Annotated in this window: 10 protein-coding genes; 7 read left to right on the top strand and 3 right to left on the bottom strand. The window is 42.3% G+C overall.

Annotation, left to right across the window (positions count from 1 at the left end; genetic code table 11):
- The first annotated feature begins 215 nt into the window (after window positions 1-215).
- The 3 genes from csaA to OIT90_RS05340 all read left to right on the top strand — a co-directional run bounded on the left by csaA (window position 216) and on the right by OIT90_RS05340 (window position 4,127).
- On the top strand, window positions 216-548 hold the full coding sequence (csaA, locus tag OIT90_RS05350; RefSeq protein ID WP_039179228.1) for a chaperone CsaA: 333 nt from the start codon (window positions 216-218) through the stop codon (window positions 546-548).
- 513 nt (window positions 549-1,061) lie between these two features.
- Window positions 1,062-2,453, top strand: a complete 1,392-nt coding sequence (locus OIT90_RS05345) for an MFS transporter (protein ID WP_039179225.1) — start codon at window positions 1,062-1,064, stop codon at window positions 2,451-2,453.
- Between the two features lie 24 nt (window positions 2,454-2,477).
- Window positions 2,478-4,127 (top strand): glycoside hydrolase family 43 protein, encoded by a 1,650-nt coding sequence (locus tag OIT90_RS05340; protein WP_474892337.1) that lies wholly within the window; start codon window positions 2,478-2,480, stop codon window positions 4,125-4,127.
- 5 nt (window positions 4,128-4,132) lie between these two features.
- On the opposite strand, the gene xylR is transcribed toward OIT90_RS05340, so the two are convergent.
- The gene (gene xylR / locus OIT90_RS05335; protein ID WP_474892336.1) at window positions 4,133-5,293 is read right to left on the bottom strand and encodes a transcriptional repressor XylR; all 1,161 of its coding nucleotides are present in this window, start codon (window positions 5,291-5,293) and stop codon (window positions 4,133-4,135) included.
- Between the two features lie 210 nt (window positions 5,294-5,503).
- Here xylR and xylA point away from each other — a divergent pair, with 210 nt between their 5' ends.
- From xylA to OIT90_RS05320, 3 genes are all read left to right on the top strand, one after another.
- Window positions 5,504-6,841 (top strand): xylose isomerase, encoded by a 1,338-nt coding sequence (gene xylA / locus OIT90_RS05330; protein WP_099663415.1) that lies wholly within the window; start codon window positions 5,504-5,506, stop codon window positions 6,839-6,841.
- 35 nt (window positions 6,842-6,876) lie between these two features.
- Complete coding sequence (xylB, locus tag OIT90_RS05325) at window positions 6,877-8,376, top strand: xylulokinase (protein WP_474892335.1); 1,500 nt, start codon at window positions 6,877-6,879, stop codon at window positions 8,374-8,376.
- 86 nt (window positions 8,377-8,462) lie between these two features.
- A complete protein-coding gene (locus OIT90_RS05320; RefSeq protein WP_025093139.1) occupies window positions 8,463-9,149 on the top strand; it encodes a glycoside hydrolase family 11 protein in 687 nt (228 codons plus the stop codon).
- Between the two features lie 45 nt (window positions 9,150-9,194).
- On the opposite strand, the gene OIT90_RS05315 is transcribed toward OIT90_RS05320, so the two are convergent.
- Window positions 9,195-11,237, bottom strand: a complete 2,043-nt coding sequence (locus OIT90_RS05315) for a molybdopterin oxidoreductase family protein (RefSeq protein WP_366204838.1) — start codon at window positions 11,235-11,237, stop codon at window positions 9,195-9,197.
- Between the two features lie 131 nt (window positions 11,238-11,368).
- The gene (locus OIT90_RS05310) at window positions 11,369-12,565 is read right to left on the bottom strand and encodes a cytochrome P450 (protein ID WP_338591197.1); all 1,197 of its coding nucleotides are present in this window, start codon (window positions 12,563-12,565) and stop codon (window positions 11,369-11,371) included.
- 470 nt (window positions 12,566-13,035) lie between these two features.
- On the opposite strand from OIT90_RS05310, the gene proC reads away from it, so the two are divergent.
- A complete protein-coding gene (gene proC / locus OIT90_RS05305; RefSeq protein WP_474892334.1) occupies window positions 13,036-13,833 on the top strand; it encodes a pyrroline-5-carboxylate reductase in 798 nt (265 codons plus the stop codon).
- Window positions 13,834-13,845 lie beyond the last annotated feature (12 nt).

Below are 13,845 nucleotides of genomic sequence, written 5' to 3'. Positions count from 1 at the left end.
GGAAGCAGTAGGATTATTTGCCATTTTACTGAATTCATTTTCAGTATGCAAACATTTAATACAAGACAATAAAATTATTATGTAAACTAAAGGTTGGATTTGCGATGAATCGGCTTTTTGACTCACTTTTTTTACGAAATGAATGTGCTACAATGAAAAAACAATGGATGTCTCTAGTAAATGAACTTACCCTGGAATGAAGAGGAGAGAATCAGATGGCAGATATTGAACAGTTTTTAGCGTTAGATATTCGTGTTGGGACGATTATCGAAGCAGAATTCTTTGCAGAGGCAAGAGTACCTGCATTAAAACTCAAGATTGATTTTGGTGAAGAGATTGGTCTAAAACAATCCAGTGCTCAGCTGACAAAACGGTATACAGCTGAGAATATCATTGGCAGGCAAATCGTAGCAGTCGTCAATTTTCCGCCAAGAAGAATTGCAGGGTTCAAGTCAGAAGTGCTTGTATTAGGGGGCATGCCGTCAAAAGAAGACGTAGTATTACTAGCAACAGATGAGCCTGTAGAAAATGGGACAAAAATAGGATAAGAAAAAAGACATCTTCCTGAGAAGATGTCTTTTGCGTATTGAGGCGGAATAACCACACGCCACATTCGTGTGTGTCTCAAGGAGACATGTTACCCGACTTACACAATTCAGCTCATCGCTTGATAAATATAGCATGGGATGAGCTGAATTGCAACCATTAAATGATTCACTTCAGTTTTTCACGTCATTTCAGCAGAAAAATGACAAGAAATCAATTATTTGGATTATTTTTTCAAAAAATATTGAAAAGTCAGATCAGATTTTATAAAATGAACTCATCTTAGTTTGTTTAGTCGATAAACTAAGATGAGTTCTAAGTGATGATCCGACTATTGAAGGGGATGATTCTGTCATTCAAATCATTTGCTGCGTATGTGGGCTAAGCTGAAAGGGTTAGATTTTCAGCTTCATTTTTACAACAAATTGAAAGCGCTTTATATTCATTGCATTGACTGCTGCTGCCCTCCATCATCTGTTCATTAGAAGAGGCTAAGAGAAGAAGGGAGAAAGCTCATGGTAAGTGAGAATTTAAAAAAGATTCGTATGTCTGAAAAAGTGGGATATGCTTCAGGAGATTTCGCATGTAACTTAATTTATGCAACTGTCTCTACGTATCTATTATTTTTTTATACAGATGTGTATGGTTTATCAGCGGCAGCAGCAGGGACGATGTTTTTAGTTGTTCGGGCCATTGATGCGCTTGCAGATCCGTTTATTGGTGCATTGGTGGATCGAACGAACAGCCGTTTTGGCAGGTTCAGACCTTACTTGTTATTCGGGGCGTTTCCTTTTGTGGTACTCGCCATCCTTTGCTTTACAACACCTGATCTTTCTGAAATGGGTAAACTCGTTTATGCCTACATCACGTATGTTGGTTTATCGCTTACATACACATTCATCAATGTTCCTTATGGTGCTTTAACATCCGCAATGACAAGAAATAACCAAGAGGTTGTCAGTATTACGTCTGTTCGTATGCTTTTTGCTAATCTCGGAGGTCTAGTTGTTGCTTTTTTTGTTCCTTTTCTTGCGACTTTTTTGAGTGATAAAACAGGAAATACAGCCCTCGGCTGGCAGATGACGATGGCTTTTCTCGGCGTTCTTGGCGGTGCATTACTTATTTTCTGTTTTAAAAGCACGAATGAACGTGTCACGCTTCAAAAGCCGGAGGAAAAAATTAAGTTCAGTGATATCTTTGTCCAGTTACGTGTGAATCGTCCGCTTGTTGTATTAAGCATTTTCTTTATTATTATTTTTGGCGTGAACTCGATCAGCAACTCTGTTGGGATCTATTATGTGACCTATAACCTCGGCAGAGAAGATTTAGTGAAATGGTACGGACTCATTGGGAGTCTGCCTGCTTTAATGGTGCTGCCGTTTATTCCAAAACTGCACAAGCTGTTAGGAAAGAAAAAGCTGCTGAATTATTCATTATTGCTGAATATCGTAGGTCTTCTTGCATTACTTGTGATACCGCCGAGTCAAATCACTTTAATACTTATTTTCAGGCTAGTTGCAGCTGCAGGAAGTATTACAGCCGGTGCATATATGTGGGCGCTCATTCCTGAAACCGTTGAATATGGCGAATATAAAACAGGGAAAAGGATGGGTGGACTCATCTATGCCATCATCGGATTCTTCTTTAAATTTGGAATGGCATTAGGCGGGATTGTGCCAGGGCTTGTACTCGATCGCTTTGGCTATATTGCGAATCAAGTGCAAACACCAGAAGCATTACTTGGCATTTTAATCACGACAACGGTGATTCCTGTATGCTTACTGATTTTAGCGATGGTGGATATTAATTTTTATAACCTAGATGAAGAAAAACATAAAAAAGTCGTACGGGAGCTTGAGAACAGAGACAAGGTATATATCGATCATATGGACGATTTTAAAATGTAGGTCTCTGAAAGAGGAGGAAGTTCAATGAAGATTACCAATCCAGTGCTCAAAGGGTTTAACCCCGACCCAAGTATTTGTCGTGTCGGAGAAGATTATTATATGGCCGTCTCTACATTTGAGTGGTTTCCAGGGGTGCAAATTTATCATTCAAAGGATCTCGTCCATTGGCATCTTGCTGCGCGTCCTTTGCAAAAAACGTCACAGCTGGATATGAAGGGAAATCCTGATTCTGGTGGAGTATGGGCACCGTGTTTAAGCTATGCGGATGGGCAGTTTTGGCTTATTTATTCAGATATCAAAGTAGTGGATGGTCCATTTAAAGACGGTCATAATTATTTGGTCACGGCAAGCGAAGTGGACGGCGATTGGAGTGAACCGATCCGGCTCAACAGCTCTGGGTTTGATCCATCTTTATTCCATGATCAAAGCGGGAAGAAATACGTCTTAAATATGCTGTGGGATCATAGGGAAAAGCACCATTCCTTTGCAGGTATTGCCTTGCAGGAATATAGTGTGGCTGAAAAGAAGCTCATCGGTCAAAGGAAGGTCATTTTTAAAGGCACACCGATTAAACTGACAGAAGCGCCGCATCTGTATCATATCGGTGACTACTACTATTTATTAACGGCAGAAGGAGGTACCAGGTATGAGCATGCGGCAACGATCGCCCGGTCCCCGCATATTGAAGGGCCTTATGAGGTTCATCCTGATAACCCGATTTTAAGTGCTTTCCATGCGCCTGAACATCCGCTTCAAAAATGCGGGCATGCTTCAATCGTTCAAACGCATACAAATGAATGGTATCTCGCTCATCTCACTGGCCGCCCGATTCAATCAAGCAAGGAATCTATTTTTCAACAGAGAGGATGGTGCCCTTTAGGAAGAGAAACAGCCATACAAAAGCTCGAATGGAAGGATGGTTGGCCTTATGTTGTAGGCGGAAAAGAGGGGACGCTTGAGGTTGAAGCGCCAAAGATCGAAGAAAAGGTTTTTGCACCAACCTACCATACAGTCGATGAATTTAAAGAATCAACACTAAATAGACACTTCCAAACATTAAGAATTCCGTTTACCGATCAGATTGGTTCGTTAACGGAGAAACCTCAGCATTTAAGGTTATTCGGTCACGAATCTTTAACGTCTAAGTTTACCCAAGCTTTTGTTGCAAGGCGCTGGCAAAGCTTTTATTTTGAAGCAGAGACAGCTGTTTCGTTCTTCCCAGAAAACTTTCAGCAAGCCGCTGGTCTTGTGAATTATTATAATACGGAAAACTGGACAGCACTCCAGGTGACATATGATGAGGAACTTGGGCGCACTCTTGAGCTATCTGTCTGTGAAAACCTTGCCTTTTCTCAGCCATTGACACATAAAATCATCATTCCAGACGAGGTCACTTATGTCTATTTAAAAGTGACCGTTCAGAAAGAGACATATAAATATTCTTATTCTTTTGATCAAAAAGAGTGGAAGGAAATTGATGTGCCGCTTGAATCCATCCATTTATCCGATGATTTCATTAGAGGTGGGGGATTTTTTACAGGAGCATTTGTCGGTATGCAGTGTCAAGATACGAGCGGCGAGCGTCTGCCTGCTGATTTTCACTATTTTCGCTACGAGGAAACAGATGAATTAAAAAAAGACAACGCGCTACGGGCTGTCTTTATTGGAAAATAAATAGGTCATGTTGTGAGGGTGGCATCTTGCAGGAAAGCTTCTATGACAAGAGATGTCATCCCCAATACTGGTGCATTGTGTCCTAATGATGAGGGGAGCAGCTCTATCTGTGAGCTGAATTGCGTATCCATTCGTGAGGATACTTCCTCCCCAATCACATGTAGAACCGTCTGATGTGATTCGATCACTTTGTTTCTTAAAATGATGGCTTGCGGGTTAAAGGTATGAAGAACGTTTGTGAGGCCGACGCCAAGGTAAAAACCAAAGTTGCGCAGAGCATTGAGCGTTCTCATATCATTTAACTTGGCCAGCTGTTCCAGGTTTTGATGGGAGATGGGCTGACCATCTGTTTGAAGAGACTGAAACAAGGCTTTCTCAGATGCATACAATTCCCAGCACCCACGGTTCCCGCAGCTGCATGTTGGTCCATTAAAATCAATCGTCATATGTCCCATTTCACCAGAAAAGCCGTACGCTCCTCTGTATAAGTGATGATTGATAATGATTCCGATCCCTATGCCAGTGCCGATGCTTGCATAGATCAAATGGTCATAGTGTTTAGCGGCACCAAAGATTTTTTCACCATATGCACCGGCATTTGCTTCATTTTCAATGAAGATCGGAACTTGGAATGTGTCTTGGAGCGGCTTTTTCAGATCAACATTTTTCCATTTGGAATGAGGCGTAAACACGATTTGTTCATCTGCATTCACTAACCCATGTATGCATAGACCAATGCCAATGAGCCCGTATGGGGAAGAGGGCATTTGTGTGATGAGCTGCTGTATTAATTCAATTAATTTATGTATCGTTACATCAGGAGAGCTCGGTGGGAGCTTGATCTGCTCTTCGTAAAGAATGGACCCTTCAAGGTCTGTTAATATGCCATTGACATAATCAACACCAACATCAATCCCGATGGAGCAGCCAGCACGTTTATTAAACATCAGTAAAACCGGTCTTCTCCCGCCGCTAGACTCACCTTGGCCGATTTCATAGACAAGATGTTCCTTCATTAACGTACTTACTTGAGAAGAAACAGTCGATTTATTTAATCCAGTGCGTTCAGATAATTTTGCTCTCGAAATGGGCGCATGCTGGAGAATTTCTTTTAATAATAGTTTTTGATTTATTTTTTTTACAAAGTTCTGATCAGCGATATCCACGTTATCCACTCCATTTGTTTCGTCTTTAGATTAAGTTGAGAAGAGCTGCTTTTTTTCGCATGTATTCGATAAAAAAGATGATTTTAACTTTATTATAACGAAAATATTTCTAAAAAACTAAAAAATATGGAAAATTCAAAGAGATTTTCTCATACATTGATCATTAGTTTGTTGAATCAACTTACAAAGTGTACTCAGGAGGAATGAAGAATGGCTAAATCAAATATGAAAACGTTATACAGCTTAGAAGGAATCAGCAAAATTCAATATGAAGGAAAACAATCAAAAAATCCACTCGCCTTTCAATACTATAATCCAAGCGAAGTGATTGGCGGAAAAACAATGAAAGACCACCTGCGTTTTTCAGTCGCTTATTGGCATACATTAACCGCTGATGGAACTGACATGTTTGGAACTGGCACGATGCAGAGAGTATGGGACTCCTATAGCGGAATGGATTTAGCAAAAGCTAGATTGGAAGTCGCTTTTCAGCTTTTTGACCTACTAGATGTACCGTATTTTTCATTCCATGACCGCGATATCGCGCCAGAGGGAGAGACGCTTCAAGAGACCAATCAACAATTAGACATCATTTTAGAAAGAATGAAAGAATACATGCAGCAAAGCGGAGTAAAGCTGCTGTGGAACACGGCCAATATGTTCAAGCACCCTAGATTTGTACACGGTGCTGCGACATCTTGTCATGCAGATGTCTTTGCCTATGCGGCCGCACAGGTTAAAAAAGGCATCGAAACCGCCAAAGAACTCGGTGCAGAAAATTATGTTTTCTGGGGTGGACGAGAAGGGTACGATACGCTGCTTAATACAGATATGAAAAGAGAGCTTGATCACATGGCGGCCTTCTTGCATATGGCTGTTGATTATGCAAAAGAAATTGGGTACACAGGTCAATTTTTAATTGAACCAAAGCCAAAGGAGCCGACAACTCATCAATACGACACAGATGCAGCGACATCCATCGCTTTTTTAAAGCAATACGGATTAGATTCTCATTTTAAATTAAATATCGAAGCCAATCATGCGACACTCGCTGGCCATACGTTTGAGCACGAATTGCGTGTCGCAAGAATTCATGGGCTGCTCGGTTCTGTTGATGCGAACCAAGGGAATTCGCTTCTTGGGTGGGATACAGATGAATTTCCAACCGATCTGTATGCCACAACTCTTGCCATGTATGAAATTTTGCAAAATGGCGGGCTAGGGGCTGGCGGTCTCAACTTTGATGCAAAAGTGAGAAGAGCTTCCTTTGAACTTGAAGATATTTTATATGCCCATATTGCCGGAATGGATGCATTCGCAAAGGGACTGCGGGTCGCTCATAGACTCATAGAAGATCGTGTGTTTGAAGATGTGATAAAGCACCGGTATCGCAGCTTTTCTGAAGGAATTGGACGTGACATTTCAGAAGGGAAGGCAAACTTTCATACATTAGAAGAATATGCGCTGAAACATCCTTTGATCAGAAACGAATCGGGAAGAGAGGAACAGCTGAAGGCCCGTTTAAATCAATACTTGTTAGAAGATTAATTGAATGGGCGGACCTGTTTTGAAGGAGTGAAAACATGAAATATGTGATGGGAATTGACCTTGGAACGAGCGGGGTCAAAGCGATATTAGTCGATGAGAGCGGAAAGGTGTGCTGCGAAGCCTCTAAGCCGTACCGCCTCATTCAAGAGAAACCGGGATATTGTGAGCAGCATCCTGAAGATTGGGTAGAGCAGACAATAGCTGTGATGAAAGAACTGATGGCAAAGCAACCTGTTCATTCAAGGCAAGTCGAAGGCATCAGCTTTTCCGGACAGATGCATGGGTTGGTTCTATTAAATGAATCTCGCGAAGTGCTCCGCCCTGCAATTTTATGGAATGATACACGAACGACAGCACAATGTGAACACATGACAAAAAAGCTGGGGGACCGGCTGCAAAAGATCACAAAAAACCAGGCGTTAGAAGGATTCACACTGCCTAAATTACTATGGGTAAAGGAACATGAACCACATATTGATCAACAAATCGACATGTTTTTACTCCCAAAAGATTATGTCAGATTTTGTTTAACAGGCGCTGTCCATATTGATTATTCTGATGCAGCTGGCACTTTGCTGTTAAATATCGGTGAACAGACGTGGAGTGAGGAGATTTGTCAGGCTTTTGATATTCCTCCTCATATTTGCCCGCCGCTTGTCACATCAGAGGAAGAGGTTGGTACACTTTTGCCGCACATTGCACGTGATGTTGGGATGAAAGAGGGCGCGAAGGTTTTTGCCGGCGGGGCAGATAATGCTTGCGGAGCAATTGGTGCTGGTATCTTATCCACTGACCGCACGTTATGCAGCATCGGCACATCGGGTGTCATTCTTTCCTATGAAGAAGATCATGAAAGGGAACTTCAGGGGAATTTGCATTTGTTCCATCATGCAAAAAAAGACGCTTTTTACACAATGGGCGTCACCCTTTCAGCGGGATATAGTCTTAACTGGGCAAAACACTTACTGGCACCTGAGGAATCGTTCCAATCACTTTTAGAAGGTGCGGCTCATGTTGCACCAGGAGCGAAAGGATTGCTTTTTACTCCCTATTTAGTCGGAGAAAGAACACCTCATGCGGATTCGATCATTCGCGGCAGCTTGATAGGATTAGACAGCAGGCATGAAAGGGCACATGTTGTCAGGGCTGTGTTAGAGGGAATTACCTTTTCGCTGAATGAATCTATCGCATTATTCCGGCAGGCAGGAAAAAACATAGATTCTATTGTGTCCATTGGCGGCGGTGCAAGAAGCCGGACATGGCTTCAAATGCAAGCAGACATTTTTCAGGCTGACGTCATCCAGTTAGACAATGAACAAGGGCCTGCATTAGGTTCAGCCATGCTTGCCGCGGTTGGCTGCGGGTGGTATCCGTCACTTGAAGCATGTGCTAATCAATTGATCCATCAAGCCGCTGTTTATGAGCCAAATCAGCAGCATGCAGAAGTATATGCCGATTTATTTCATTTGTATCAAAGGATTTATACACAAACAAAAGACATCCATGCCGGGTTAAAGCCGTATCGTTCCATCTAACAGAGAAGGCTGCATGAAAGGAGGTGATGGGTTTTCACCTTAGGGATGACAGAACAATACGGATGAAAAAAGGAGAGGGATGGAAAATGAATTTGAAAAGATTGAGGCTTTTGTTTGTGGTGTGTATTGGATTTGTGCTGACACTGACGGCTGTGCCAGCTGATGCGAAAACGATTTATAATAATGAAATGGGTACACATAGCGGATACGATTATGAATTATGGAAGGATTATGGAAACACCTCAATGACACTTAATAACGGCGGGGCATTTACTGCAGGCTGGAACAGTATCGGAAATGCTTTATTTCGGAAAGGAAAGAAGTTTGATTCCACTAAAACTCATCATCAGCTTGGCAACATCTCCATCAATTACAACGCAAACTTTAACCCAGGCGGGAATTCCTATTTATGTGTCTATGGCTGGACACAATCTCCATTAGCAGAATACTACATTGTTGATTCATGGGGCACATATCGTCCAACAGGAGCGTATAAAGGATCATTTTATGCCGATGGAGGCACATATGACATTTATGAAACGACCCGCGTCAATCAGCCTTCCATTATCGGGATTGCGACCTTCAAGCAATATTGGAGTGTACGTCAAACCAAACGTACAAGCGGAACGGTCTCCGTCAGTGCGCATTTTAATAAATGGGAAAGCTTAGGCATGCCAATGGGTAAAATGTATGAAACGGCATTTACTGTAGAAGGCTACCAAAGCAGTGGAAGTGCGAATGTGATGACCAACCAGCTGTTTATTGGACGATAAAAGCATATAAAAAAGCCAGCAGTTTTTTGCTGGCTTTTACTTTTTCTATGATAATTTTTCAACTTCGACTCTGCCAGAAAAGAACGTCGCGCCGCCGCCCATATCTGCCAATCGATCAGGTGTTAACCCATTCACTAAATGTTTTTTCCCTTTTTGATCTGCCCATAATCCTTGACTGACCACAACACCAGATAAAACATTTTGACCGACTGACACGACAAGCTCACACTCTCCTCGATCGTTCAGTACACGGACCATGTCACCATCTTCAATTTTTCTTTCCTTTGCATCCTGTTCATTCATGTGAAGCTTCGGAAATTTCTCAAGCTTTTGATGCTTTTCATGAAGTGAGAAGGTGGAATTCAAAAAATTATGGTTCGGTCCCGGTATAAAGGTAAGCGGATAATCGCTTTCCTGATAAAGGGGCACATAGGTTGGAAGTGCTGGATACCCGTCTTTTTTCATTTGTTCAGAATAAAGCTCAATTTTTCCGCTTGGGGTTTGAAGCTTTAATTCCTCGAAAGTTCCACGTTTTGCTTTGATCCATTTCTTTTCTTTTAATGCTTCGTATGAAATGTCCTCATAATGCGGATTTTCTGGATGATGAAGAGCTTGTTCCATGAGCTCAGCATCTGTCTCTCGGAAGGCTTCATCTTCAAAACCCATCGCATGAGCTAGCAGGCGGAATACTTCAGTATTAGATTTGCTTTCTCCGTAGCGTTCTATCACTGGCTCCTGAATTTGAATATAATGATGCCAATATGATGTATAGAAATCCTCATTTTCAAAGGCAGATGTCGCCGGCAGGACAATGTCCGCATACGCCGCTGTTTCTGTTAGAAATAAATCATGAACCACTGTAAATAAGTCCTCTCTCAGCAAACCTTCTCTGACTTTATTCGCTTCAGGTGTTACAACTGCAGGGTTGCACGAGTAGATAAAGAGAGAATCAACGGAAGGCTCTGCACTTGTCAGCACACTTCCCAGCTGGTTCATATTAAATGATCTAGGTGTGCGTTCTTTTAATAAATCCGGCCGCTGAAGAGCTGTTTCATTATAGCTAAGAAAAGAAGAGTTTGATTTCATCGCGCCGCCGCCCTTGTGCAGCCATTGACCAGTCAGGGCAGGGAGGCAGGAAATCGTTCTAATACTCATCCCGCCATTATCATGGTGCTGCAAACCATTCCCAATGCGAATAAGAGAGGGCGATGTCTCAGCGTACATTCTAGCTAGTGTCATGATGTCATCCTTAGGGACACCCGTGATTCGCTCAACTGTGTCTGGATCATACTGCTTCACATGCTCGCGCAGCTCTTTATGGCCGACCGTGTAAGTCTCTAAAAAGGCTTCATCTGTACGTTCCTCTTTAAAAAGGACATGCATGATGCCAAGGGCAAGCGCACTGTCAGTACCAGGTCGAAGCGGAATGAACCAATCTGCCATCCGGCCGGTTTGGTTCTTGTGAACATCAATCACAACAATCTTAGCTCCTTGCTTTCGCGCTTTTTGTGCCAAGGTGATTTGGTGCATATTGGTCGATACGGCATTGATGCCCCAAAAGATAAATAGTTTCGTATGAATGGTGTCTTCAGGATCTGTCCCAATGCTTGCACCCATTGTATATTTATAGCCAGTCGTGCCCGCTGACTGACAGATCGTCCGGTCTAACTGACTTGAACCAAGACGATAAAAAAAGCGGCGGTCCATTCCTTCTGCGTTGAGATTGCCCATGTTCCCATAGAAGCTGTAAGGCAGAATGCTTTCTGACCCTTTTTCTTCGATCAGCTTTGTCCATTTTTGACGAATGGTTTCAATGGCTTCTTCCCACGTAATCGGTGCAAACTGCGCTTCGCCTTTTTTACCAACACGTTTTAAAGGAGTGGTCAGTCTTTTTTCATCGTATAAACGGGCTGTGACATTACGCACTTTGTTGCATATGTTTCCTTGTGTGACAGGGTGGTCCGGATCTCCCTGCACTTTCACGATCTTTCCATTTTCTTTATGTATTAAAAGACCGCACTGATCCGGGCAATCTAACGAACAAACTGATTTGAAAATTCCGTCTTTCATTGCTGTATAATCGGTCATGAGTTTTCGGCTTCCTTTCTGCATTCCGTTATCGCTTTGTATGGACTTTATTTTAGCATGTTCGGAGGTGGAAGGTAAGAAAGAGATGATGAATTGAAGAAAATGAAAAAAAGCCCCTGAAAAAGGGGCTTTTAAAAACGTGTGACTTGTACAGGAAATTCTTTTACCCCAAAAACAAACGTGCTTTGTATAGGTTTTAGCTGATCTGCAGCGCAGGTGATGTCTTGAAACGTATGGAGTAAAACATCAAGCGCAATGTTGCTTTCAAGCCGGGCAAGCGGTGCACCGAGACAGAAATGAATGCCAAATCCAAAGCTCATATGCGGATTTGATTTCCGGTCAAGCCGGAACGTATCTGGATCTTCAAACTTCTGTTCATCCCGATTTGCTGAAGCAACCCAGCCGATGAGGTAGTCTCCCTTTTCAATGCGTGCGCCAGCAATTTCAACATCTTCTGCGGCGATTCGGCCAATGGCTTGAACAGGCGGATAATACCGCAACGTTTCCTCAGTCAATTGAGGAATAAGAGAGGGGTCCTGTCGAACGGATTCAGCGATATGCGGCTGCTCTGTCAGCAGTCGTACGGCATTTGTGATTAGATTGGTCGTTGTCTCATTGCCTGCAACGAGTAATAGAATACAAAAGCCAAGCAGTTCATTCTCCGTTAAACGCTCACCATCGATTTCTGCTTGAATGAGAAGCGAGATCAAGTCATCCGCAGGCGTTTCTTTTCGTTTTTTGATCAGATGAGCAAAATAAATGGACAGCTCTTCTTCAGCGCGTTTTTGCATATCTACAACAGCCTGAATGGCTTCTTTTGATTCATCCTTAGCACCTGCCACAAGGGCATCAGAATGTTTTTTAATCAGCTCTCTGTCCTGCACCTCTGCACCGAGAAGCTCAGCGATGATCATCACTGGCAGGGGAGCTGCTAAATCTTGCACGATATCAAACGTACGTTGATCCTTGACTTGATTTAATAGATCATGTGTCAGGTCTTTGATCTTATCTTCTAATTGCTTGATCGCTTTTGGGGTGAATGCTTTATTCACGAGCGCTCTCATCTTTGTATGTTTTGGAGGATCCATCGTTAAAATACTTGTTTTAGACGTGCTTCTTCCCCGCTGTGAAGAGAACACTTTAGGCTGCTTTAAAACAGACTGGATATCGGCATATCGAAAGAGATCCCAGCACTTTCTTGTCTCATCATATCTAATATCACTTTCTGCACGCAGCTCATTGTAAATAGGGAATGGGAAAAGAAGGTCATCGGTAGAACGGATTTCTTTCATTGGAATCACATTGATATAGTTTTCTTTCACTTTCATTATGAACGCTCCTTTTTCACATGATTTCTCTTTCACGGTATCACCAGTAAAATATCATTTCAACGGACATGTTTTCTAAAATATGTCAATAGTCTAATCGAAAGATTCAAGCACATTCACCAAATAGGAAAATAGAAAGTGATTAAAATGAGAGCGCTTTCTAAAAAATAGAATTGAAGTCACCGAAACCAAAAATAAAATGTGGAATTCAGTCGAACGAAAGGGTCCTATGATTCAAATGATCATAGTTCTTTTGATCTAACTCGCTGAATTTGAAAAACACGGCTAACATACTTACAGCAAGCTGTCCGCCATGCATTCGGGACTTTTGAAAAGCGCTGGCTCTTTCTTGACACGATTTCTCATCATGTTACGATAACTAACGTGTGAAAAACACGAACAAAAAGCGAACAAGGGAGAGGATCAATATCATTGATCAAAAGAAAGTTGCTTTCATTGGAGCAGGTTCTATGGCGGAAGGAATGATTGCAGGGATTGTGCGATCAGGACAGATGCCGCTAGGCCAAATCTACGCAACAAACAGACAAAATCAACATCGATTGAATGAACTAACGAAACAATACGGAATTCAAACAGCCGCAATGGATTCATTTCCTTTTGAAGAAATGGATATGTTGATCCTGGCCATGAAACCAAAGGATGCTGAAGCAGCACTGGAATCATTAAAATCTCGTATTCAGCCAGATCAGCTTATCATGTCTGTCCTTGCAGGTGTTAAGCTATCGTATATTGAAGACATGCTGCACGAAGGCCAGCCTGTTATAAGGGTCATGCCAAATACCTCAAGTACGATCGGGGCATCAGCGACTGCTTTATCGGCTGGACGTTATGTGAAAAACGATCATATGAGCATAAGCCAGGCTCTTTTATCTGAAATGGGCGAAGTCTATACCATTCAGGAAGAGCAAATGGATATCTTTACTGGAATTGCTGGAAGCGGGCCCGCCTACTTTTATTTCTTAATGGAAAGAATCGAAGAAGCAGGAGAAGAGGCAGGTTTATCAAAGGAATTGTCTCGCCAAATTGGCGCGCAGACACTCCTCGGTGCGGCAAAAATGCTCCAAGAAACAGAGGAAAATCCTTCAGTCCTAAGAGAGAATATTACGTCACCAAATGGAACAACTGCTGCTGGACTGAATGCATTAGATGATTTTGGCGGAGGAGAAGCGATCAAGCAGGCTGTCAAACATGCTGCCAATCGATCAAAAGAGATAAGCAATCAGCAAAAACAAAAAGTATCTATATAAATAGAGTTCAGA

The organism is Bacillus sp. ABR (assembly GCF_056172715.1).
The sequence above is the reverse complement of the archived record's forward strand: the minus strand, read 5'-3'. Positions and strand labels throughout refer to the sequence as shown.

Coding starts and splice junctions, on each gene's coding strand:
- csaA (WP_039179228.1), top strand. CDS start 216: ATGGCAGATATTGAACAGTTTTTAGCGTTAGATATTCGTGTTGGGACG.
- OIT90_RS05345 (WP_039179225.1), top strand. CDS start 1,062: ATGGTAAGTGAGAATTTAAAAAAGATTCGTATGTCTGAAAAAGTGGGA.
- OIT90_RS05340 (WP_474892337.1), top strand. CDS start 2,478: ATGAAGATTACCAATCCAGTGCTCAAAGGGTTTAACCCCGACCCAAGT.
- xylA (WP_099663415.1), top strand. CDS start 5,504: ATGGCTAAATCAAATATGAAAACGTTATACAGCTTAGAAGGAATCAGC.
- xylB (WP_474892335.1), top strand. CDS start 6,877: ATGAAATATGTGATGGGAATTGACCTTGGAACGAGCGGGGTCAAAGCG.
- OIT90_RS05320 (WP_025093139.1), top strand. CDS start 8,463: ATGAATTTGAAAAGATTGAGGCTTTTGTTTGTGGTGTGTATTGGATTT.
- OIT90_RS05315 (WP_366204838.1), bottom strand. CDS start 11,237: ATGACCGATTATACAGCAATGAAAGACGGAATTTTCAAATCAGTTTGT.
- OIT90_RS05310 (WP_338591197.1), bottom strand. CDS start 12,565: ATGAAAGTGAAAGAAAACTATATCAATGTGATTCCAATGAAAGAAATC.
- proC (WP_474892334.1), top strand. CDS start 13,036: ATGGCGGAAGGAATGATTGCAGGGATTGTGCGATCAGGACAGATGCCG.